This is a genomic window from Streptomyces sp. NBC_00569, from assembly GCF_036345255.1.
GTDB lineage: Bacteria > Actinomycetota > Actinomycetes > Streptomycetales > Streptomycetaceae > Streptomyces.
This window is the reverse complement of sequence record NZ_CP107783.1, coordinates 8,228,728-8,252,215: the sequence shown is the minus strand read 5'-3', so window position 1 is coordinate 8,252,215 and position 23,488 is coordinate 8,228,728. Positions and strand designations below refer to the sequence as shown.

The 23,488-nt window shown below is 69.6% G+C and carries 18 protein-coding genes; 15 read left to right on the top strand and 3 right to left on the bottom strand.

The window, feature by feature from the left end; translation table 11 throughout:
* Positions 1–6 precede the first annotated feature (6 nt).
* From OHO83_RS37175 to OHO83_RS37145, 7 genes are all read left to right on the top strand, one after another.
* Positions 7–1,521, top strand: coding sequence for a hypothetical protein (locus OHO83_RS37175; RefSeq protein ID WP_330280380.1), 1,515 nt, complete (start codon positions 7–9; stop codon positions 1,519–1,521).
* The gene (locus OHO83_RS37170) at positions 1,514–1,939 is read left to right on the top strand and encodes a Zn-ribbon domain-containing OB-fold protein (RefSeq protein WP_330280379.1); all 426 of its coding nucleotides are present in this window, start codon (positions 1,514–1,516) and stop codon (positions 1,937–1,939) included. The genes OHO83_RS37175 and OHO83_RS37170 overlap by 8 nt, the downstream gene beginning before the upstream one ends.
* A complete protein-coding gene (locus OHO83_RS37165) occupies positions 1,936–3,492 on the top strand; it encodes a class I adenylate-forming enzyme family protein (RefSeq protein ID WP_330280378.1) in 1,557 nt (518 codons plus the stop codon). The genes OHO83_RS37170 and OHO83_RS37165 overlap by 4 nt, the downstream gene beginning before the upstream one ends.
* 9 nt (positions 3,493–3,501) lie before the next feature.
* Positions 3,502–4,671 (top strand): thiolase C-terminal domain-containing protein, encoded by a 1,170-nt coding sequence (locus OHO83_RS37160; protein ID WP_266667908.1) that lies wholly within the window; start codon positions 3,502–3,504, stop codon positions 4,669–4,671.
* Between the two features lie 83 nt (positions 4,672–4,754).
* Positions 4,755–6,140: an MFS transporter gene (locus OHO83_RS37155; RefSeq protein WP_330280377.1), complete on the top strand. Its 1,386-nt coding sequence runs from the start codon at positions 4,755–4,757 to the stop codon at positions 6,138–6,140.
* Positions 6,141–7,182: 1,042 nt separating this feature from the next.
* Positions 7,183–8,106, top strand: coding sequence for a TauD/TfdA dioxygenase family protein (locus tag OHO83_RS37150; RefSeq protein WP_093777795.1), 924 nt, complete (start codon positions 7,183–7,185; stop codon positions 8,104–8,106).
* A 244-nt stretch (positions 8,107–8,350) separates the two neighbouring features.
* Positions 8,351–10,027 (top strand): long-chain fatty acid--CoA ligase, encoded by a 1,677-nt coding sequence (locus tag OHO83_RS37145; RefSeq protein ID WP_266667919.1) that lies wholly within the window; start codon positions 8,351–8,353, stop codon positions 10,025–10,027.
* A gap of 1,067 nt (positions 10,028–11,094) precedes the next feature.
* On the opposite strand, the gene OHO83_RS37140 is transcribed toward OHO83_RS37145, so the two are convergent.
* Positions 11,095–11,517 (bottom strand): YjbQ family protein, encoded by a 423-nt coding sequence (locus tag OHO83_RS37140; RefSeq protein ID WP_266667921.1) that lies wholly within the window; start codon positions 11,515–11,517, stop codon positions 11,095–11,097.
* Positions 11,518–11,649: 132 nt separating this feature from the next.
* Between OHO83_RS37140 and OHO83_RS47070 the strand changes: the two genes are divergently transcribed.
* The 6 genes from OHO83_RS47070 (at position 11,650) to OHO83_RS37115 (ending at position 17,066) form a co-directional block, all read left to right on the top strand.
* Positions 11,650–11,733, top strand: a complete 84-nt coding sequence (locus OHO83_RS47070) for a putative leader peptide (RefSeq protein ID WP_350495123.1) — start codon at positions 11,650–11,652, stop codon at positions 11,731–11,733.
* A 147-nt stretch (positions 11,734–11,880) separates the two neighbouring features.
* The gene (locus tag OHO83_RS37135; RefSeq protein ID WP_330280376.1) at positions 11,881–12,795 is read left to right on the top strand and encodes an ABC transporter permease; all 915 of its coding nucleotides are present in this window, start codon (positions 11,881–11,883) and stop codon (positions 12,793–12,795) included.
* Positions 12,768–13,550, top strand: a complete 783-nt coding sequence (locus OHO83_RS37130; RefSeq protein ID WP_330280375.1) for an ABC transporter ATP-binding protein — start codon at positions 12,768–12,770, stop codon at positions 13,548–13,550. Before OHO83_RS37135 ends, OHO83_RS37130 begins: the two co-directional genes overlap by 28 nt.
* 132 nt (positions 13,551–13,682) lie before the next feature.
* On the top strand, positions 13,683–14,726 hold the full coding sequence (locus OHO83_RS37125; protein WP_330280374.1) for an ABC transporter substrate-binding protein: 1,044 nt from the start codon (positions 13,683–13,685) through the stop codon (positions 14,724–14,726).
* A 2-nt stretch (positions 14,727–14,728) separates the two neighbouring features.
* Positions 14,729–15,910: an LLM class flavin-dependent oxidoreductase gene (locus tag OHO83_RS37120; RefSeq protein ID WP_330280373.1), complete on the top strand. Its 1,182-nt coding sequence runs from the start codon at positions 14,729–14,731 to the stop codon at positions 15,908–15,910.
* Positions 15,911–15,965: 55 nt separating this feature from the next.
* Complete coding sequence (locus OHO83_RS37115) at positions 15,966–17,066, top strand: NAD(P)-binding domain-containing protein (protein WP_330280372.1); 1,101 nt, start codon at positions 15,966–15,968, stop codon at positions 17,064–17,066.
* Between the two features lie 78 nt (positions 17,067–17,144).
* Here OHO83_RS37115 and mltG read toward each other — a convergent pair whose 3' ends face one another.
* Both mltG and OHO83_RS37105 read right to left on the bottom strand, forming a co-directional pair.
* A complete protein-coding gene (gene mltG, locus OHO83_RS37110) occupies positions 17,145–17,990 on the bottom strand; it encodes an endolytic transglycosylase MltG (protein ID WP_330280371.1) in 846 nt (281 codons plus the stop codon).
* Positions 17,991–18,084: 94 nt separating this feature from the next.
* Entirely contained in the window at positions 18,085–19,899 is a 1,815-nt protein-coding gene (locus OHO83_RS37105; RefSeq protein ID WP_330280370.1) for an ABC transporter ATP-binding protein, read from the bottom strand.
* Positions 19,900–19,992: 93 nt separating this feature from the next.
* Between OHO83_RS37105 and OHO83_RS37100 the strand changes: the two genes are divergently transcribed.
* Positions 19,993–20,436 carry a MarR family winged helix-turn-helix transcriptional regulator gene (locus OHO83_RS37100; RefSeq protein ID WP_266667935.1) on the top strand — a complete coding sequence of 148 codons (444 nt, stop codon included), beginning with the start codon at positions 19,993–19,995 and terminating at the stop codon, positions 20,434–20,436.
* Between the two features lie 38 nt (positions 20,437–20,474).
* Positions 20,475–23,393, top strand: coding sequence for an FAD-binding and (Fe-S)-binding domain-containing protein (locus OHO83_RS37095; RefSeq protein WP_330280369.1), 2,919 nt, complete (start codon positions 20,475–20,477; stop codon positions 23,391–23,393).
* The last annotated feature ends 95 nt before the right edge of the window (positions 23,394–23,488 follow it).

The window sequence follows — 23,488 nt, the reverse complement described above, 5'->3', positions numbered from 1 at the left end:
AAAGCAATGCTCAGTACCCTGCGTTCTCTTGTCGCAGCCGAGACGGCCCGGACCGGCAAGCGTCGGACGGTCGACCTGGTCGACAGCACCTTCCGGGACGCCCACCAATGCCTGTGGGCGACCCGGATGCGCACCGAGCACATGCTGCCCATCGCGAAGCAGCTCGACGAGGCCGGATTCCACAGCATCGACGCCCTCGCGCTGGTGGGCTTCGACGTCAGTGTCCTCTTCCTCGACCAGGATCCCTTCGAGCGGGTGCGCCTGCTCCGGGAGCGGATCACCGCGACACCACTGCGCGGTGCCATCCGCAGCAACCTGATGCGGAGCTTCTTCCCACAGGCGGACGACGTCAACGAACTCTTCGTCGAGCGGATGGCCGCCAACGGCATCCGTGAATTCGGAGTTCTCGACTCCCTGCACTGCTGGGACAACGTGGCCCCCGGCATCCGGGTCGCCAAGCGGCTCGGGGCCAAGGTGCTGGTGGGACTCGTGTTCAACCTTGCGCCAGGTTACGACGACGACTTCTACGTCCGTCAGGCCCGCGAGGTCATCGACCGCTTCGACGTGGACACGATCTGCCTGGGGGACGCCGGCGGCAGCCTGACCGTCGAACGTACGCGGACGCTGGTGCCGGCGCTGCGAGCGGCGATCGGTGACAAGCGGCTGGAGTTGATCACTCACTGCCTGACGGGGACGGGACCGCAGGTCGCCCTCGAGGCCGCGGTGTACGGCGCAGACCAGATCATGACGGCCGTGGACCCCCTGGCCAACGGCAATTCGCTGCCGTCCGCCCAGATGATCGCCCGCGACCTGCGCGCCCTCGGGTTCGACGTCAACGTCGACGACCGGCTGCTCGACGACGTCGGCGCCTACCTGGGCAAGCTCGCCGACGACCTGGGATACCCCGTGGGCGTCCCCGCCGAGTTCGACCCTTCGCTCTACCAGACGCAGTACGCCGGCGGTGCCATGACCAACCTCGAGGCACAGCTGAAGCAGGCGGGCATCGCCGACAGAATGCCCGCGGTGATCGAGGAGATCGGCCGGGTGCGCGAGGAGTTGGGCTCGCCGGTGATGGCCACACCCTTCCCCGCCATCGTCGCCGCCCAGGCCGTGATGAACGTCCTGCACGGTGAGCGCTACTCCGTGGTGCCCGACGAGGTGAAGAAATACGTCTGCGGATACTACGGCGAGCTGCCGCTGCCCATCGACGCCGACATCAAGGACCGTGTGCTGGGCAACGGCTCGCGGGATGTCGCCGAGACCCCGCCGCCGCTGGACCCGGTCCTGCCGGCGCTGCGCAGCCGCTCCCGGAACCAGTCGGACGACCAGCTGCTGCTGCGATACATGTACGGCGACCAGAAGATCGACGGACTCGTCCCGGTCGAGGACACCTTCAGCGTGCAGCAGTCGATCGTGGAACTGGTGGCCGGTCTCGCACAGATGCCGAGCAAGCGCAGGGTCCGGCTGGTGGCGCCCGGCGTCGAGCTCCGAGCCAACGGGGGGTCGAGCGACCATGACTGATACCACCGCCCGCCCGGAACCGGCCCCCACGGCCGAGACCAGGCCCTACTGGGAGGCGGCCGCCGAGGGCCGCCTGGTGATCCAGCGCTGCCGGAGCTGCGCGCGTCATCAGTTCTACCCGCGCGGCTTCTGCACGGCTTGCCTCTCGGACCGCCTGGAGTGGATCGAGTCGGCAGGGCTGGGCCGTATCTACACCTTCACGGTCTGCCGGATCCCGGCTCATCCCTCGATGAGGGACAAGGTCCCCTACGCCGTGGCCGTCATCGACCTCGACGAGGGCGTGCGCCTGCTGACCGACATCGTCGACTGCCCCGTCGACCAGGTCCGCATCGGCGCCCGCGTCGAGGTCCGCTTCGAACGGATCAGCAGTACCTGCGTCCTTCCCCAATTCACCCTGGCACACCTGGAAGACCAATGATCACCGACTACTTCGACGCCGGGGCCGCCCGGTACCCGGATCGCACCTTCCTGCAGTCCGCCACCCAGCAGCTCAGCTATGACGACGTCGTGGTCGCCTCGCACGCGATCGCTCACGGACTCACCCAGGAAGGGCTGGGCGGCGGCACCATCGGTATCCTCTCCCCGAACCACCCCAGCGGCTTCGTGGCGATGCTCGGGGTGCTGCGCGCGGGCGCCACCTACGTCCCCCTCAACGCCCGCGACGCGGTTGACGACCTGATCTGGTTCATGCGTTTCACCGGGCTGTCGGCGCTGATCTACCACGAGCAGTACCTTCCGTACCTGGATCGCATCGAGTCCGAGGTGCCCACCCTCAAGACCTGTATCGCGCTGAACGAGCAGGGCACGACCGGGCCGAGCATCGAGGCCTGGCAGCGGGACCACGCCGGGCAGACCTGCGACACGCGTCGAGGCCTCGACGACGTCGCACTGATCAAGTCCTCCGGAGGTACCACCGGCCGCCCCAAGGCGATCCTGCAGACCCACCGCAGCCTGCTGTCCGCCTACCGGATCGCGAACCAGTTCTGCCCGCCCGAGAAGGACCCGGTGCACCTGGTGGTGGCACCGCTGACCCACGCGGCCGGCGCCACGGCGATGGGCCTGTCGGCCTTCGGCACGCGCAACGTGATGGCACCGTCGACGGATCCGGCCGTGATCCTGGAGCTGATCGAGCGTGAGCGGGTGACGCACATCTTCCTGCCGCCGACGATGATCTACCGGATCCTGGCGCACCCGGACACCCGCCGGCGCGACTGCTCCTCCCTGGAGTACGTGATCTACGGTGCCGCCCCCATGTCGGTGGACAAACTCAAGGAGGGACTGGCGCTCTGGGGCCAGGTCTTCGTCCAGTTCTACGGCCAGGCCGAAGCGCCCGGAGTGATCACCTGCCTCGCTCGTAAGGACCACTACCTCAGTGACGATCCGGCGGCCGTCAAGCACCTCCAGTCCGCCGGTCGGCCGACCGGCGCCTGCGAGGTGGTGCTCATGGATGACGACGGCAACATCGTGGCGCCGGGTGAGCGCGGCGAGATCGTCGCCCGCGGTGAGCTGGTCTCTCCCGGATACCTCAACAACCCCGAGGCGAACGCCGAGGCCCACCGCTTCGGCTGGCACCACACCGGTGACATCGGGGTCTTCGACGAGAGCGGATACCTCTACGTCGTCGACCGTAAGAAGGACATGGTGATCTCCGGCGGGTTCAACATCTACCCCAGTGAGATCGAGCAGCTGATCTGGTCGCACCCCGCGGTGCAGGACTGTGCCGTGGTGGGGGTGCCCGACGCCGACTGGGGTGAGCGACTGACCGCCGTGGTCGAGCTGAAGCCCGGAGGACACGCGACGGCCGAGGACATCACCCAGATGTGCCGCTCCCGCTTCGGCGGTCTCAAGACCCCCAAGCAGGTGGAGTTCTGGCAGACGCTGCCGCGCAGCGCGGTCGGCAAGGTCCTCAAGAAGGACGTCCGCGCCAGGCTCGCGGGCGCGGGCGCGGGCGCGGACACGGCGACGGTCTGAGGGACGGCAGTGGACAAGACCAAGCTCTCCGGACGCCATGCCATCGTCGGGGTCGGCGAAGCAGGACTGGGCGACGCCCCCGCCGGCGCCACCGCGCTGTCGCTGCAGTGCCGTGCGGCCCGTGACGCCGTGCTCGAGGCCGGGCTCAGCCTGACCGACATCGATGGTGTCTTCGCCCACTGGGACGACCGCGCCAACGCCCTCCTCGTCGCCGAGTACCTCGGCATCCATCCGCGCTACGTCGACAACACCGTCGTCGGCGGCCAGTCGAACATCACCCACCTGGTACACGCGATGGCTGCCATCGAGGCAGGACTGTGCGACGTTGCCCTGGTCACCTACGGCAGCACCCAGCGTCTGGACAGGAGCCGGAGCCGCGGTGGACACGTCCAGGACCCGCGGTCGCCGATCAGCCAGTTCACGTTGCCCTACGGAATGCTCAATCCGGTCGGCTACTACGCGATGCTGGCCCAGCTCTACCAGCACCGCCACGGTGGGGCGCCGGAGCACTTGGGTGAGGTGGCGCTGGCCGCCCGCCGCTGGGCGCAGCTCAACCCGAATGCGGCGGTCCGGACACCGCTCACCATGGAGGACTACCTCGCCTCGCCCGTGATCGCCGACCCGCTGCGCAAGCTCGACATCTGCCAGATCAACGACGGCGCCGGCGCCATGATCCTCACCAGTGCGAGCCGTGCCCGCGACCTGCCCCGGCGGCCCGTGTCGATCCGCGGCTTCGGCGACACCTACCGCCATCACCTGACCCCGCTCGGCACCGCCGACTGGCTCGACGACGGCGCGCTGCGCACGGTCGCCGACGAGGCGCTGGCCATGGCGCAGATGGACCGCCAGGACATCGATCTGGTGCAGATCTACGACGCGTTCACGATCAACGTACTCGTCGCGCTGGAGGCGCTCGGCTTCTGCGAACCCGGAGGTGCGGGCGCGTTCGTCGGCGGCGGGCGCATCGCCCCGGGCGGGACGTTCCCGCTGAACACCTCTGGCGGGGGGCTGTCGTTCAACCACTCCGGCCAGTTCGGAATGCAGTTGATGATCGAGGCGGTCCGCCAGCTGCGCGGTGAATGCGGCTCACGTCAGGTCCCCGGCGCGCGCACCTGCCTGGTGCAAGCCGGCGGGATGGTCATGTCCGCCTACATGGTCATGGTTCTCGACGCCGACTGACGTCTCGTTACGGCCATCGTGGGGTCTTCGCCTTCGGCGACCCCGCTTACTCCAGGAGGTTCGTCTTGAGCCAAACCAATGTTGTGTCAGACCCAGTGGTGACCGCCGACCTGCTCGGCCGCCTGGACCGGCTCCCCATGACGAGGACCGCCCGGCTGACAACGGTGCTGCTGATCGTCGTATGGGTCGCGGAGGGGTTCGAGGCCGGGATCATCGGCCCCATCCTGCTGATCGTGAAAGCGCCCTGGCACCTGACCTCGCAGAGCACAGCCCAGCTGGGCGTCGCCTCGACCCTCGGCATACTCGTGGGTGCGGCGCTCGCGGGCCGTCTCGCGGACCGCTACGGCCGCAAGGTCGTGCTTCTCTGCGGCATCACCTTGTTCTCGGTCTTCGCTGCGGCGTGCGCGGTCTCCTCGGACATCGGCTGGATCATGGCGATGCGCGCCCTGGGCGGCCTCGCACTCGGCGCGGTCTTCCCGATCCCCTACCTCCTGCTCTCAGAGCTGTTGGGGAAACGCTCTCGTGCCTCGGTGATCGCCACGGCCTCCGCCATGCTCGCGCTGAGCTACATCATCCCCCAGCTCACCGCGCTCGCCGTGATCGGCAACACTCCCTTCGCGTGGTCCTGGCGCATTCTGTTCCTCATCGGTGGCCTTCCCGTCGTGGCGATCCCATTCGTCTACCGTCACCTGCCGGAAAGCCCCCGCTGGCTGCTGCTCAACGGCCGGGCATCCCAGGCTCAGGCTCTCGTCGAGCGCATGGAACGCGAGGCTGGGTACGAGGACGGGGAGGGCATGGTGAACTCCGGAACCGCCGGCGTCGTGCAGGCCGAGTACGCGGCCTACTCCGAACCGGGTCACCAGGCCACGGCCTTGCTGCGCCAGCCACTCCTGGGTCGCTTCGCGCTGTCCCTGCTGATCTGCGCCGGCGCCACCGCGAGCGGGTACGTGGTGGTGGTCTACGCGCCGACACTCTATGCGGGGATGGGACTGTCCAACCACGAAGCGCTGCTCGCCACCGCCGCACTCATCACCGGGGGTGTGGTCGGCGCAATGCTCGTGGGAGGCCTGGCCGACCGACTCGGGCGCAAGAAGACCTTCCTGATCTACAGCCTTGGTGCTGTTGCCGGCTACAGCCTGCTGGCGATGTCACCGAACGCGTCGCTGAGCGTCTGCTTCGGCATCCTCAGTGCCTTCTTCAGCACCGGCATGGTGCCCTTCTCCCGATTGTTCACGGCCGAGCAGTTTCCCACCCACACACGAGGAACAGCAGCCGGATGGGTGGAGTCGATCGGCCGGTTCATCGGCGGTGTCCTCATCGCCGGGTCCATCCCCTACGTCCAGACCACATGGGGAACCGGTGCACCGTTCTGGATCATCAGCGCGATCTTCCTGGTCTGCCTCGGACCCGTCATGTTCCGCGCTCGCGAAACCAAGGGCATGAGCATCGACCAGGCGGGAGCCGTCTGAGCACCTGCCGCCGGATGTCATGCACCCCGGCCGCTTGCGACCGGACGGTGCCGATGGTGCGCTGGGCTCTGAACTCGCCCACGAGCAGGGCCGTCCCGTCGCCTGAGCAGCCACCGCTCCTCGGCGTCGCTCCAATCTCCAGGTGACCGCCGGTCGGCGGCTCTCAGGCCCGGTCCCCGACGAGGCCGCCGCAACTTCGGTCAGTTGCCTTGCCGATGCTGCGTTGTCCCGCCGAGCCGCACTCCCCGGCCTCGTGACCCGTACCAGACCGCGGTGCACCACGTGGTCCGGTCTCCTGCGCTCCCCGGCCGACGCGTTACCGGCCTGCGGCTTCATCGAGACCGTCACCCTGACCCGCCAACGCCAGCGCATCCTGCCGGTCATCGAGCATGCCACTCACCCCCGGCGTCCGGCCGGGGGTGCCTTGTGTCCTGATAGCGCGAGGATGTCGGAGCCACCGTCAGGAACCTGATCCAGGAACCGGATGCGAAGACCCGGTGGTCTCGCCAGTTGCGCATACGCCGACACCATCCGTTCGGTGGAGCGAACCACGCTTACCGCCATGCGGCGTGACCTGGTCGGATGAGATCTTCGTCGGGCGCAGATCGCTGCCTCCAAACAGCGCATCTGTTCCAGTCTGATCGAGCGACCCTGGCCCGTGCGATCGATGATGACAATCGCCGTGGTCGCCGGTGGCCACTTCCGTCAATCGGATGCCCACGCCAGACTGAATTGAGCGGTCCACCACGCGAACGCTTGAGCCGCAAGCGGACCGACGCATGGATCAACGCCTCGCGTGTCGGCGCCGACGAGCAGAATCCGGACACCGCCAGGGGGATCTGGCTGCTCTCCGGAGAGATCCGGTTCAACGCCGAGCCGGGACGCGCTGTCGGCACAACAGCGCCGGGCCGACCTCTTCCTGACCAACGGCCAACTGCCGAGCAGGTTCGGCGTCTCCGGCGAGTTCCCCGACATCGACCACGACGTCGACGCCATGGCCGCATCAACCAGCACTGACCGCAACAGAAAGGACACCGTTACCATGAGCAGCCTCACCATCCGTCCGGTCGCCGGCCACATCGGCGCCGACATCGACGGCGCGGACCTGTCCCAGCCGCTGCCCGACGGAACCATCGAGGAGATACGGCAGGCCCTCCACCGCCACAAGGTCGTCTTCTTCCGGGGCCAGACGCTGGACCACACCTCCCAGATCGCCTTCGCCCGTCGCTTCGGCGAGCTCACCTACGCCCACCCGCACGACGACGCCCCGCCGGAGGACCACCCGGAGATCTTCACCGTCGACCCGGACCGCTTGGAGAAGCGCTTCGGCAAGGGCTTCCGGGACGAGTACCGCTGGCACACCGACGTCACCCCTGCGGTGAACCCGCCCGCGGGATCCATCCTGCGCGCCGAGGTCGTCCCCGACTTCGGTGGCGACACCCAGTGGACCAACCTGGTCGCGGCCTACCAGGGGCTGTCCGCTCCGGTCCGCGCGTTCGTCGACACCCTGCGCGCCGAGCACCGCTACGGCGGCAGCTACGGGGTCAAGGGCGACAACGACTTCGCCAGGAGCGTCAACAAGAACCTGCTGGTGGCGGTTCACCCGGTGGTGCGGGTGCACCCGGAGACCGGGGAACGCGCGCTCTTCGTCAACCCGGGCTTCACCAGCCACATCGTCGACGTCAGCGCGAGCGAGAGCAAGCACATCCTCGACATGCTCTTCGCCGAGGTCACCCGACCCGAGTACACGGTGCGGTTCCGCTGGGAGGCCGGGCACGTCGCCTTCTGGGACAACCGGGTCACCGCACACCTCGCGCCGCGCGACCTGGAACACCTCGTCGTGGAGCGGCGGCTGCACCGAGTCACCCTGCTCGGCGACGTCCCGGTGGGGCCGGACGGGCGCGAGTCCGAGCTCGTCGCCGGACGTCCGTTCACCGCCGACAACCGGGCCGTCGCTGCCTCCTGACTCCGTCACCGCGGAAAGGAACAAACACGGCGTCCGCCGGCACGAAGCCCGCAGTCGAGGTCCCGCCCGACCGTGCTTCCCCGGCGGACACCGCCACCCTCAGTCGCCGGCGCCGCACCCGGGAACCGCTCCCGCACGGCGTCCGGCGGCCGGCGAACCCGGCTCCGGTGGCCCGGCTGTTCCGGCTCGGGGATGACCAGTAGCAGTGCGGCGGGGTGCAACCGACAGATCAAGGAGGACCCGAGTGCTCAGCACGATGCAGGACGTACCGCTCACCGTCGGCCGGATACTGGTCCACGGCTCGACCCACCACGGCCGCTCCACCGTCGCCACCTGGAACGGGGATTCGGCCGACCACCGCAGCTACGCCGAGGTCGGCGCCCGCGCCGCCCAGCTCGCCCACGCCCTGCGCGACGAGCTCGGCGTCACCGGCGACCAGCGGGTCGCCACGCTCATGTGGAACAACACCGAGCACCTCGAGATCTACCTCGCCGTACCCGGCATGGCCGCGGTGCTGCACACCCTCAACCTGCGGCTGCCCACCCACCAGCTCGCCTTCATCATCAACCATGCCGCCGACCACGTGATCCTTGTCGACGACACCGTGCTGCCGCTGCTCGCCCCGGCGCTCCCGCTGCTCCAGACCACCCTCAGGCACATCGTCGTGGTCGGAGACGGCGACCGCTCCGCCCTGGCCGACTTCACCGGCGCTGTCCACGGCTACGAGGAACTGATCGCCGACCGGCCGACCGAGTTCCCCTGGGCCACCGAGATCGACGAGCGCACAGCCGCCGCCCTCTGCTACACCTCCGGCACCACCGGCGACCCCAAGGGCGTCGCCTACAGCCACCGCTCCATCTATCTGCACTGCCTCCAGATCAACGCCGGGGAGAGCTTCGGCCTCGGCACAAGCGACCGGGTCCTCCCGGTGGTCCCGATGTTCCACGTCAACGCCTGGGGCATCCCGCACGCCGCCTTCATGTCCGGCGCCAACCTGCTGATGCCCGACCGCTTTCTTCAGCCCGAGCCGATCGCCCGCATGATCGCCGCCGAGCGTCCCACCTTCAGCCTCGCCGTCCCCACCATCTGGACCGGCTTGCTCGACGAACTCGATCAGGGGTCGTACGACACCTCCTCGCTGACCCGGGTGGTGATCGGCGGCTCGGCCTGCCCGCCCGCCCTGATGCGCGCTTTCAAGGAGCGCCACCGCATCGAGCTGATCCACGCCTGGGGTATGACCGAGACCTCCCCACTGGGCTCGGTCGCCCACCCCCCGGCAGGACTCACCTCCGAGGAGGAGCAGGCCTACCGGATCACCCAGGGCCGCTTCCCGGCCTCGGTGGAGGCGCGGCTGTCCGGCCCATCCGGGGACCTCCTGCCGCACGACGGCCGGTCGGCCGGCGAGCTGGAGGTCCGCGGCCCGTGGATCGCCGACGCGTACTTCGGCGGCGCGCACCCCGGCGGCACCGACGCCCACCCCGAGCGGCCGGACGACAAGTTCACCCCTGACGGCTGGCTGCGCACCGGGGACGTCGGCACCATCTCCCCCGACGGTTACCTGACCTTGACCGACCGGGCCAAGGACGTTATCAAGTCCGGCGGCGAGTGGATCTCCTCCCAGGAGCTGGAGAACCACCTGGTGGACCATCCCGATGTAGCCGAGGCCGCCGTGGTCGCGGTACCCGACGACAAGTGGGGCGAGCGTCCGCTGGCCACTGTGGTGCTGCGTGACGGTGCCTCGGCCGACTTCACCGCGCTACGCGCCTTCCTCGCCGAGCGGGTCGCCTCCTGGCAACTGCCGGAGCGTTGGTCACTGATTCCGGCGGTGCCCAAGACCAGCGTCGGTAAGTTCGACAAGAAGCTGATCCGGGCCCAGTACGCCGACGGCGAGCTGGAGGTCGTCCTGGTGGACAAGGCGTAGCCCGTGCAGCAGGGCGGCGTCAGCCGGTGACGCCGCCCTCTCTCACGAAGGTACCCACCCGCCGCCCGGAGACAGGTCGCTGAGGGGCATTCGTAGAACTCGTCGGCCAGGAGCCTGCGGAGGGCCTCGGCCCAGCTCGTAGGCGTACCGGTACGCCTCGCCCCACAGGCGGTCGATCGTCGACGTTGGTGCCGGCGGCAAAATGGGCACCCAAGGTTCACACGACCGTGGCGCGCCGCTGGCCGTCCACATGGCCGAAGCACCGGCGGCCAGTTGGCGCCCGGTCGCGGGCAGGGCGAGAACCTCGGCGTGCAAGGCGAGATCACCGCCGGTCACGACCACCCGCATGTCGAAGGCGACAGCGACCTCGACGGCACCAGCAGACGAGTCGGCTGCGGGCCAACCAGGTGACGAAAACGCCGCCCGCTCGCGCGTCACAGCCCGGTCACCCCACCCGGCACGGAGAGTGAGTCCGCAGCGCCCAGGCCGGCCCTGTATGGCGCCAGCCTCCTGAAGCTTCCGGAACGGCATCGTGACACCGTCCTCCGGGAAGCCAGGGCACCCACGACCGGCAGGCAGGCGACCTTCGCCAGCCGCACCGCCGACCGGTCGTGGTGACTCCCCAAGCAACCCATCGCGGCCGGATAGGCACCGGGATGCCGATTTCCGCACTCCACGTCCATGTGGTCGGTGATGGTGGTTGGTGTCGGACGGTGTTGTCCCGTCGAAGAAGCCCATGCCACCGCCCCGGCACTTGCCCGCCGATCATCTGCTGCCAGTGTCCATGGTGTTGCCACCGATGCCATCGCAGCTGGCAGACATATTGCCTGTGCAGCAGTTGTCGCTTCCGATCTCTGGTCAGCGCCCTACACCTCCGCAGCGGCCATCAGCCGCCATTCCAGTGGGAGCAGCCTCGGTTGTCCGGCTGCGCCACCGGGGCCGTCAGTCCTGACAAGGTGCAAGGCGTGGGCAGCGGTGCCGAGTTCCGAGTCGGCATGCTGCAGCTACGCACGCTGCTCATTTGGTACGGCCGGACTTCCCCTCTACAGTCCCGCCGAAGCGACCCACTAACCGAGGAAGCTCAACCGCACCTGACGGTCAGGGTTGTCCCTGTTCGTATCCACCAGACACACCGACTGCCACGTGCCCATTTCCAGGGTGCCGGCGATCACCGGGAGGGTGGCGTGGGGTGGGACCAGGGCCGGGAGGACGTGGTCGCGGCCGTGGCCCGGGGAGCCGTGGCGGTGTTGCCAGCGGTCGTCCGCGGGGAGCAGCGAGTGGAGGGCGGTGAGGAGGTCGTCGTCGCTGCCCGCGCCCGTCTCGATGACGGCCACGCCGGCCGTCGCGTGGGGCACGAAGATGTTGAGCAGGCCGTCGCGGCCCGCGGCGACCTCGCTCAGGAAGGTCTCGCAGTCGTGGGTCAGGTCGACGACCCGCTCCGCGGAGCCGGTGGATACGTTCAGGATGCGCGTGGTGAAGGCGTCGGACATGCGTCCATCCTCACTCATCGGGCGCCGTCCGGGCCCGATCCGGGCCCGATCCGAGCCCGCCACCTGATACAGCGCGTCCATCCATCGAGACGCCATTGACCTTGCGTCGACAAGGTGGCTACTTTCTGCGGCATGTTGCGTTCAGTTCTGCTCACCACGCGCGGTCACATCGACCTGCTGCGGGTGGCCTCCGCCGCGTGTCGCCGCGGCTGCTGACGCCCTTTCCCCGCATCTCCGGCTACGTCGCGTAGCCCCGTACGCCCCTGCCTCGACCCCGCGTGAACTCACGCGGGGGCGCTGACGCATACGCGTACCCCTTTCACCTTCACCGCTGCCCTCCCCTGCCTTCTGCGTGGAGCACCCATGAGCATCAGCCATGCCCCGCCGGATCCGGACGTCGTCGCCAAGTCGGCTGCCCCGGATGCCGTCCCCGCCGATTCCGATGCCCCATCCCATGCCGATTCCGTCGGCAGCCCCGAGCTCGTCCGTCTCGTCCCCTCCTCCACCCGACGCACTCGGGTCCCGCGCTGGCTGCGTCGCACCTCCGGGCCCGTCCTGCTGCTCATCCTGTGGCAACTCCTCAGCAGTACAGGCGTGTTGACCACCGATGTACTCGCCTCGCCCGGCACAATCGCCCGGGTCGCCGGTGATCTCGTCTCCGACGGGTCGCTGCCCAACGCCATGGGGGTCTCGCTCCAGCGCGTCGCGATCGGCCTGCTGTTCGGCGTGGTCGTCGGTACCGGACTCGCCCTCGTCTCAGGCCTGTTCCGGGTAGGCGAGGACCTCGTCGACGCAAGCGTGCAGATGCTGCGGACCGTGCCGTTCGTAGGGCTGATCCCGCTGTTCATCATCTGGTTCGGGATCGGCGAGGCGCCGAAGATCGCCATCATCACGCTGGGCGTCTCGTTCCCGCTGTATCTGAACGTGTACGCCGGAATCCGCGGCGTGGACGCGCAGTTGATCGAGGCCGGGGAGTCGCTCGGACTCTCCCGCTGGGGTCTCGTACGCCATGTGGTCCTGCCGGGCGCGCTGCCCGGCGCCATGACCGGGCTGCGGTACTCGCTCGGCATCTCCTGGCTGGCCCTCGTCTTCGCCGAGCAGATCAACGCGGACGCCGGCATCGGCTTCCTGATGGTGCAGGCCCGCGACTTCCTGCGGACCGACGTCATCGTCGTCTGCCTGATCGTCTACGCGTTCCTCGGCCTGCTCGCCGACTTCGTCGTCCGTACCCTCGAAAGGCTGCTGCTGCAATGGCGACCGACGTTCACCGGCCGGTGACCACCCCGAAGTCCCCGTCCACGCAGACTCGTCCGGCCGTACGCGTGGAGGGACTCACCCGCTCCTTCGACGGGCGTGCCGTCATCGACCGTCTCGATCTCGAGGTGAGGCCGGGCGAGTTCGTGGCGCTGCTCGGCCGCAGCGGCTGCGGCAAGTCGACCCTGCTGCGCATCCTCGCCGGGCTCGACCGCGACATCGAGGGCACCGTGCTCGTGCCGCGTCGCAAGGCCGTCGCGTTCCAGGCGCCGCGTCTCATGCCGTGGAAGCGGGTGTGGCGCAACGTACTGCTCGGGTTGCCGGGCAAGCCCGAACGAGCCCTCGCCGAGCGGGCGTTGGAGGAGGTCGCACTCGACCACCGCACGAACGCGTGGCCCAAGACCCTGTCCGGCGGCGAGGCCCAGCGTGCATCGCTGGCCCGCGCCCTGGTGCGCGAGCCCGATCTGCTGCTGCTCGACGAGCCGTTCGGCGCACTCGACGCGCTCACCCGCATCAAGGCGCAGCGCCTCGTCGACGAGCTGTGGCAGCGACGCGGCTGCGCCGTCCTCCTGGTCACGCACGACGTCGAGGAGGCCGTCCTGCTCGCCGACCGTGTGCTCGTGATGGACGAAGGCGTCATCGCGTACGAGACCGAGATCGATCTGGAGCGTCCGCGCGGGATATCCGACCCGCGCTTCGGCGAACTGCGCACCGAGCTGCTCCACCGACTGGGGGTCGACGCGCCGGAGACTTCCTCCCCTGCCGCCACCGCCGCCTGACGTCTCGTCAGTTCGGCTGCCTCCACACACACCACCCGTACCGGCGCACCGCCCTACGGCCATGTCGGCCTGCGCCGACAGACCGGCGCCGGCCCTGACCGGCCGGCCATGAACCCACGAAACGGACTCCCCATGCGACGACGCCTCGCCCCCGCTCTGCTGCTCCCCCTGGCCCTGCTGCTCGCCGCCTGCTCCGGCACCTCCGCCGCCGATACGTCCACGGGCGGCTCGGGCAGCGGCGGGACCGACGGCAAGGGGAGCCTCACGCTCAACGTCGGTGACCAGAAGGGCGGTTCGGAAGCCGTACTCCGGGCCGCCGGCGAGCTCGACGACCTCGACTACAAGATCCGCTGGTCGACCTTCACGTCCGGGCCACCGCTCTTGGAGGCCGTCAACGCCAAGGCCGTCGACATCGGCGGGGTCGGCAACACCCCGCCCGTCTTCGCGGCCGGTGCCAACTCGAAAATCACCATCGTGGCGGCAAGCCACGGAACCGCGAAGGGCGACACCATCCTCGTCCCGATCGACTCGAAGCTGAAGAAGCCCGAGGAGCTCAAGGGCAGGTCCATCGCCGTGGCGCAGGGCTCGTCCGCGCACTACCAGCTGGTCGCGTCCTTGAAGAAGGCCGGCCTCTCCCTGAAGGACGTGCAGGTCAAGTACCTCCAGCCCGCCGACGCGCTCGCCGCGTTCACCGGCGGCAAGGTCGACGCCTGGGCCGTCTGGGACCCGTACACCTCCCAGGTCCTGCGGGGCAAGCAGGGGCGGGTGCTCACCGACGGGGACGGGCTCACCAATGGGCTGGCGTTCCAGGTCGCGGCGCCCTCCTCGCTCAAGGACAGCAAGAAGGCCGCCGCGATCGGCGACTACCTCAAGCGGCTCAGGCGCGCCCAGGACTGGGTCTTCAAGCACCCCGAGGCATGGGCGAAGGTCTGGGCGAAGGACACCGGGCTGCCCTACGACGTCGCACTGGACGCGGTGAAGCGCACCAACGGCACCCGGGTCACCGTTGCCGTCGACAAGCCCGCCATCGCCTCGGAGCAGCGGATCGCCGACACCTTCGCGACGCTGAAGCTGATCCCCCGGAAGGTCGACTTCGCGTCGTTCGTGGACACCCGGTTCAACGGCGGTCTGCCGGCGTCGACGACCGCGCCCCGCACCTTCGGCAAGGAGTCCTGACGATGAGCGTCCACCTTCACTGGTTTCTGCCGACCGGCGGCGACGGCCGCACCCTCGTGGACCGGCACGCCTACACCGACGGGGGCGTCAAGCGCTCGCGGATCGCTCCGGTCAGCGGCGTGCGCGCCCCCGACATCGACTATCTGACCCAAATAGCCAAGGCCGCGGAGCAGTTGGGGTTCGAGGCCGTTCTGACGCCGACGGGCACGTGGTGCGAGGACGCGTGGCTGACGACGGTGGCCCTCGCCCAGCACACGGAGCGGCTGAAGTTCCTGGTGGCGTTCCGACCCGGGGTGATCTCGCCGGTGCTCGCCGCCCAGATGGCGGCGACGTATCAGCGGATCACGCGCGGGCGGCTGCTCCTGAACGTGGTGACCGGTGGTGACTCCACCGAGCAGCGGCGCTTCGGAGACCATCTGGACCACGACCGGCGCTATGCGCGGACCGACGAGTTCCTGTCGGTGGTGCGAGGGGTGTGGAGCGGGCAGCCGTTCGACTTCGACGGTGAGCACTACCAGGTGGAGGGCGGTCTCACCGCGTTGCCGCCGGACCCGCTGCCGGAGATCTTCTTCGGCGGTTCGTCCGCCGCGGCGGGGCCGGTCGCCGCGCGGCACACCGATGTCTATCTGACCTGGGGCGAGCCGCCCGAGCAGGTGAAGCAGAAGATCGACTGGATCCGGGGGCTCGCCGAGAAGGAGGGGCGCACGGTCCGCTTCGGGATCCGGCTGCACACCATCTCGCGCGACTCGTCGGCGGAGGCGTGGGCGACGGCGAACCGGCTGCTCGACGACCTGTCGCCGGAGACGGTGGCCGCCGCCCAGGAGGCGCTCGGCCGCAGCGAGTCGGTCGGGCAGCAGCGGATGCTGGCGCTCCACGGGGGTTCGCGCGACGACCTGGAGATCTCCCCGAACCTGTGGGCGGGCGTCGGTCTGGTGCGGGGCGGCGCGGGCACGGCACTCGTCGGCAGCCACTCCGACGTCGCGGACCGGATCGAGGAGTACCACGCGCTGGGCGTCGAGCACTTCGTCCTGTCGGGCTATCCCCATCTGGAGGAGGCGTACTGGTTCGGGGAGGGCGTGATCCCGGATCTGGCGGCGCGCGGTCTGTTGCCGCGGATACCGGCGTCGCCGCTCATCCGGCCGGCCGTCGGTGGCGCGCCGCTACTGGTCGCCGGGGGGCGCTGAACCGTCGCGCGCTCGCCGCGGGAAGATCCACGGCCCCGGTGCAGTTAGTAGAAGCGTGAACGATATCGGGGTGCGGAGCGCAGCGGGCGTACGCGAGGTCGACGTGATCGTCATAGGCGCTGGACAGGCAGGACTGTCCAGCGCCTATCACCTGCACCGGGCCGGCTTCGAGCCGGAGCGGGACTTCGTCGTGCTCGACCACTCCCCCCGCCCCGGCGGGGCCTGGCAGTTCCGCTGGCCCTCACTGACGTACGGCAAGGTGCACGGCATGCACTCGCTGCCGGGCATGGAACTGACCGGCGCGGACCCGGTCCGGCCGTCGTCCGAGGTGATCGCTGCGTACTTCGCCTCGTACGAGGAGACGTTCGACCTGCGCGTGCGGCGTCCCGTCGACGTGCGAGCCGTGCGTGAAGGGGACGGCGGGAGGCTGCTCGTCGAGACGTCCGACGGGACGTGGTCGACGCGGGCGCTGATCAATGCGACGGGGACCTGGGACCGGCCGTTCTGGCCGCGCTACCCGGGGCAGGCGACGTTCCGCGGGCGTCAGCTCCACACCGCGATCTACCCGGGCCCGGAGGCGTTCCGCGGACAGCGGGTGATCGTGGTGGGCGGTGGTGCCTCCGGGACGCAGCACCTGATGGAGATCGCGCCCTACGCTGCCGCGACGACCTGGGTGACACGCAGGCCGCCCGTCTACAACGAGGGCCCCTTCGACGAGAACCTCGGCCGCGCGGCCGTCGCCCTGGTCGACGAGCGGGTCCGGGCGGGACTGCCCCCGCAGAGCGTGGTGTCGGTGACGGGGCTGCCGCTGAACGACGCGATCCGGCAGGCCCGCGCCGACGGCGTGCTCGACCGGCTGCCGATGTTCGACCGGATCACGCCGTCCGGCGTGGAGTGGGAGGACGGCCGGCGCGTCGACGCGGACGTCATCCTGTGGGCCACGGGCTTCCGGCCCGCGATCGAGCATCTGGCACCGCTGAAGTTGCGCGGGCCCGGCGGCGGCATCCAGGCCGAGGACACCCGGGTGGTCGCTGATCCGCGGATCCATCTGGTGGGCTACGGGCCTTCGGCCAGCACGATCGGCGCCAACCGGGCGGGGCGCGCGGCCGTACGGGACATCAAGCGCCTGCTGGCCGGGGCGCCGGTCGCCGCCTGACGCTCCCGAACGCGACGCTCCGGCGCGGCCCGATCAGGCTGCGTGCGATCAGGCGCGGCCCAGTCAGTCGCGACCCGCTCAGGCGGACGACGGCTTGTCGCTCGTGCGCAGCCTGTTGAACTCCGCGACGTTCTTCTGCTGTTCGTTGAAGTCCGCCGTGAAGCGAGTGTCGCCGGGCTTGACCGTCACGAAGTACACCCAGTCTCCCTGCGGCGGGCTGATCGCGGCCTTCATGGCCTCGACCCCGGGGTTGGCGATGGGGGTGGGCGGCAGCCCCATCCGGACATAGGTGTTGTACGGGTTCTCTGCCCGGGTGTCCTTGGTGGTGGTGTCGAGCGTGGAGCGGTTGAGCCCGTAGTTGATGGTCGAGTCCATCTGGAGCGGCATACCGCGGTCGAGCCGGTTGTAGATGACGCGGGCCACCTTCCCCATGTCTTCCTTGGTGGCCGCCTCGGCCTCGACGATGCTCGCGATGGTGAGGGTCTGATAGGGGCTCACCGCGTCCCGGTCGGCTCCCGCCGTCACCTGGCTGCCGTTCAACTTCCTGTTGGCGGTGTTGACCATGTAGGACAGCAGGCCCGCCGGAGTCGACTTGTCGTTGAGTGGATACGTCTCCGGGAAGAGATAGCCCTCGGGGTTGCCCTCCGCGTCCGTGGGGAGCTTGAGGCCGGCTCCGGGTACGGCCTTCTTGGTCGTGCCCGCCGGGACACCGAGGGCCTTGTCCAAGGCCTCATAAACCTGGCTCGCCCGCCAGCCTTCGGGGACGGTCAGCGCCGGGGGCACCTTGGTGCCCCCGTCGTCCGGGAGGAGGAGCGGCACCACCACGGCCGCGGCTGCCGCCACAAGGGCCCCCATCGCGATCAGGGAGGCCCGGCCTCTGCGCGTCAGTCGCATCATGCCCCGTTGCGGAATCTCGTTCAGCATGGCCGAACGGTAACCCGCATAGAGCATCAAACCAGGCATATCGTCACGCCGAAGGCTCCGCTGGGGCGTCGTCACCCACAGGCCCGTCCGCGGCCTAGCGGGCGGGCTCCAGTTGGGAGTCCCTGCGGACCAGGGCGGCATAGCGGCCGTCCCGCTCCAGAAGCTCCTCATGTGTGCCGCGCTCAGCCACCTTCCCGCCGTCGAGGACGACGATCTGGTCGGCACTCCGGATCGTGGAGAGCCGGTGGGCGATGGTCACGGTCGTGCGATTGGCCGACAGCGCGTCGATGGCCTCCTGCACGGCGAACTCGGTGCGGGTGTCCAGTGCGCTCGTCGCCTCGTCGAGGATGAGGATCGGCGGGTCGCGCAGGATCGTGCGGGCGATGGCGAGGCGCTGCTTCTCGCCGCCGGAGAACCGGTGACCGCGCTCGCCGACGACGGTGTCGTACCCGTCGGGCAGGGAGGCGATGTGCTCGTGGATCTGGGCCGCCCCGGCCGCCGCGTGGAGCTCCTCCTCCGTGGCGTCGGGCTTGGCGAAGCGGAGGTTCTCCGCGACGGAGGCATGGAAGAGGTACGTCTCCTGGGAGACGACGCCGACAGCCCTCGCGAGGGTGTCGAAGTCCAGGTCACGCACGTCGACTCCGTCGAGAGTGACGCGGCCGCCCGTGACGTCGTACAGGCGCGGCACCAGGTAGCTGAGTGTGGACTTGCCGGAACCGGTGGGGCCGACGACGGCCAGGCTGCCGCCCGCGGGGACGGTGATGTCGATCCCGTCGAGTATCGCCGCGCTCTCGCCGTCGGCGGCGTCGTAACGGAACTCGACGTCCTCGAAGCGGACTTCGCCCTTGATCGTGTCCAGGCGGACGGGCTTCTCGGGCTCGGTGATGTCGATCGGCAGGTCGAGGTACTCGAAGATGCGCTGGAAGAGCGCCAGCGAGGTCTGGATCTGGACGCCGGTGGCGAGCAGGCTCACGGTCGGCCGGAACAGGCCCTGCTGGAGCGAGACGAAGGCGACCAGGGTGCCGATCGAGACCGCGGGACCGCCGAACTGGAGCGCGACGCCCGCGACCCAGTAGATGACGGCGGGCATGGCGGCCATGACGATCGTGATGACGGCCATGCGCCAGCGCCCCGCCATGTTCGACCGGACCTCGAGCCCGACGAGCTGCTCGGACTCGTCGGCGAACGACCGGGTGAGCGAGTCGGCGCGGCCCATGGTGCGGCCGAGGAGGATGCCGCTCACGGAGAGGGACTCGGTGACCGTGGCGGCCATCGCCGCCATCTGCTTCTGGCGTTGCGTGGTGATCTTCTTGCGCTCGCGGCCGACGCGGCGGCTGATCCACACGAAGACGGGCAGCAGGAGCAGCGAGACGGCCGTGAGCCGCCAGTCGAGCGCGACCATCGCCACGATGGTCGCGACCACACTGGTGAGGTTCGAGACCAGGGACGTGGCGGTGGAGGTGACCGTCGCCTGCATGCCGCCGATGTCGTTGGCGATGCGGGACTGGACCTCGCCCGTGCGGGTCCTGGTGAAGAAGGCGAGCGACATGCGCTGGAGCCGGCCGTACACGGCGGTGCGCAGGTCGTGCATGACACGCTGGCCGACCGTCGTGGAGATCAGGGTCTGCAGGACGCCGAAGATGCTGGTCATGACGGCGCTCAGGATCATGCCCAGGGCGAGCAGGCTCAGCAGACCCGTGCGGCCCTGCGGGATCGCGGTGTCCAGGATCTCCTTGAGCAGGAAGGGCGTGGCGACCGAGACCAGCGAGGCGGCGCCGACGAGCAGGCCGACCAGCGCGAGACGGGCGCGGTAGGGACGGAAGAGGGCCAGGATGCGGCGCATCTGCCGCGGCTCCGGCGACGTGGCGTCGGAGGGCGACGGCGTCCAGCCGGGTTCGTCGTGATGCATGAGCCTCCTACGAGTGGCGATTCAAGGTCTCAGGGAGCATAGCTCATTGTTACCTATACTCACAATGCACAAGGTCCTGATATTGTTCCGCACATGAGTACCCCGGACGCCGACGGCCTTCTCGCGGAACAGCTGCTCCGGCTGACCCGACGGCTGCAGCGGATCCAGAAGCGTTATCTGGAGCCGGTCGGGATCACGCCCGCCCAGTCCCGGCTCCTGCGCACCCTCGTGCACTACGACACGCCGCCGCGCATGGCCGACCTCGCCGAGCGCCTCGAAGTCGTACCCCGCGCCGTGACGACCCTGGTCGACGGCCTGGAGACGGCCGACCTGGTGCGCCGGGTGCCCGATCCCACCAATCGCAGGGTGATCCGCATCGAGCTCACCGAACAGGGCCGCAAGGCGCTGCGTGAGCTGCGCAGCGCGCGCAGGACCGCCGCAGAGGACATCCTGGCTCCATTGAGCCCCGACCAGCGCGCCCAGCTGGGCGTCCTGCTGAACGCACTGTTCGAGACGCCGTACGACCACCGCTGTTAGCCCCGGGCCGACAGCAGCCGAGGAGAGGTTGAAGAGGCATGCCCCTGCTGGAGCCGAAGCCGGAAGCGCTGCGCCCGGGACCGCACAGGGGAGGCCCGGCGCCCGACCGGGTGCCGGACGCGCAGGCCGGCGGGACCCCGGAGCCGCTGCGCTCCGAGCTGTCCGGGCTCCTGGGGACGGACAAGGTCCTCACGCATATCTCCGACCTCGTGCGGTACGCCTCCGACGCGAGTCCCTACCGTTTCGTGCCACAGGTCGTGGTGGTCGCCGAGGACATCGACGACGTGTCGGCCATCCTGTCCTACGCACACGGCAAGGGCCGCGAGGTGGTCTTCCGCGCGGCGGGCACATCGCTGAACGGGCAGGCGCAGGGCGAGGACATCCTCGTGGACGTCCGCAAGCACTGGGCGGGCATCGAGGTCATCGGTGACGGCGAGCGGGCCAGGATCGGCCCGGGCACGACGGTCGTGCGTGCCAACGCGACGCTCGCGCGGCACGGGCGTGTGCTCGGCCCCGACCCGGCCAGCGCGATCGCCTGCACCATCGGCGGGGTCGTCGCGAACAACGCCTCGGGCATGACGGCGGGCACCACCAGGAACTCGTATCGGACGGTCGCCTCGCTCACCTTCGTACTGCCCTCGGGCACCGTGGTGGACACGGCCGACCCCGACGCGGACGCGCTGCTCGAGCACGCGGAACCGGCGCTGTGCGTGGGCCTGTTGGAGATCAAGGGCGAGATCGAGGCCGATGCGGAGCTGGTCGCCCGTATCCGCGCCAAGTACGAGATCAAGAACACCAACGGCTACCGCCTGGACGCGTTCCTGGACGGCGACACCCCGGTGGAGATCCTGCGCGGCCTCATGGTGGGGTCCGAGGGGACGTTCGGCTTCATCTCCGACGTCGTCTTCGACACGCTGCCCCTCGACCGGAAGGTGTCCACGGCGCTGCTGTTCTTCCCCTCGCTGCCCGCGGCGGCAGCGGCGGTCCCGCTGTTCAACGCGGCGGGCGCGATCGCTGTCGAGGTGATGGACGGCAATACGCTGCGGGCCTCGGTGCGCGTGGAGGGGGTGCCCGCCGACTGGGCGCGCCTGCCCAAGTCGACGACGGCCCTCCTGGTGGAGTTCCGCGCGCCGGACGAGCCCGCCCAGGAGCGTTACGAGGCGGCGGCCGCCAAGGTACTGGACGGGCTCGAACTGGTGGCGCCCGTGGCCTCGGTGACCAACGCGTTCACGCGGGACGCGAAGACGATCGGTGGCTATTGGAAGGCCCGCAAGGCGTTCGTGACGGCGGTCGGCGGATCGCGCCCCTCCGGGACGACGCTGATCACCGAGGACTTCGCGGTGCCGCCGTCGCGCCTGGCCGAGGCGTGCGAGGCACTCCTCGAACTCCAGACGCGGCACGGCTTCGACGCCGCCGTCGCAGGTCACGCGGCGCACGGCAATCTGCACTTCCTCCTCGCCTTCGACGCGGGCAGGCCCGAGGACGTCGAGCGGTACGCGGCGTTCATGGACGAGTTCTGCCGCCTCACCGTCGAGCGCTTCGACGGTTCGCTCAAGGCCGAGCACGCCACGGGGCGCAACATCGCACCGTTCCTGGAGCTCGAATGGGGCGCGAAGGCCACGGAGTTGATGTGGCGCACCAAACAGGTCATCGACCCGGACGGCGTCCTCGCGCCGCGTATCGTCCTCGACCGCGATCCCAAGGCCCATCTGCGCGGCCTCAAGACGATCCCCAAGGTGGAGCTGATCGCCGACCCGTGCATCGAGTGCGGCTTCTGTGAACCGACGTGTCCCAGCGAGGACCTGACGACCACACCCCGCCAACGGATCGTCCTGCGCCGCGAGATGATGCGCCAGCCGTCCGGTTCGCCCGTCGAGGACGGTCTCGTCGAGGCGTACGGGTACGACGCGGTGGACACGTGCGCGGGCGACTCGACCTGCAAGCTGGCGTGCCCGGTCGGCATCGACACGGGCGCCTTCATGAAGGACTTCCGGCACGCGCGGCACACCCCGCGCGAGGAGAGGGTGGCCGCGTTCACGGCGAAGAACTTCAAGGCCGTGGAGGCGTCGGCGCGGCTCGCCGTGGCGGCCGCGGGCAAGATCGGCGACCGGCTCCTGACCTCCGTGACCCAGGCGGCCCGCAAGGCCGTCCGCCCCGATCTCGTACCGGAGTGGCTGCCTGAGATCCCCGCTGCCGCCGCCCGGAAGCTGCCGCGCACCGCGCGCGTGGGGGCCGCCGCGGTCTACTACCCGGCCTGCGTCAACCGTATCTTCGGCACCCCGGGGGACGTGTCTCTCGCGCAGGCCATGGTCGCCGTCTCCGCGCGCGCGGGGCGGTCGGTCTGGATTCCGGACGATGTCGCGGGGACGTGCTGCGCCACGATCTGGCACTCGAAGGGCTACGACGAGGGCTACATCGTCATGGCGAACCGGATCGTCGAGGCGGCCTGGGGCTGGACCGCCGGGGGCAGACTGCCGCTCGTCGTCGACGCCTCGTCGTGCACGCTCGGCCTCGCCCATGAGGTCGTCCCCTATCTGACGGACGACAACAGGGAGTTGCACAAGGAGCTCAAGATCGTCGACTCGATCGTGTGGGCGGCGGACGAGCTGCTGCCGCACCTGACGGTGCACCGGACGGTCGGTTCGGCGGTCCTTCACCCGACGTGTTCCATGGAACACCTGGGCGATGTGGCGCAGTTGCGGGCCGTCGCCGAGGCGTGCGCCGGCGAGGTCGTCGTCCCGGACGACGCGGGGTGCTGTGCGTTCGCGGGCGACCGGGGCATGCTCCACAAGGAACTCACCGAGTCGGCCACCCGCAAGGAGGCGGCCGAGGTGACCTCCCGTGGCTTCGACGCGCATTTGTCGGCGAACCGGATGTGCGAGGTGGGTATGGATCACGCGACGGGCCGCAGCTATTACTCCGTGATCGTGGAGCTGGAGCGCGCGACACGTCCCTGAGGTCCGTCGCGCCGCGTTCGCGTGGTGGGCCCGGAAGGGCGGGCGTTGATACCGAGTTTCAAGGCCCGTCGCCACATTCCGGCCGTCCGCCCGCA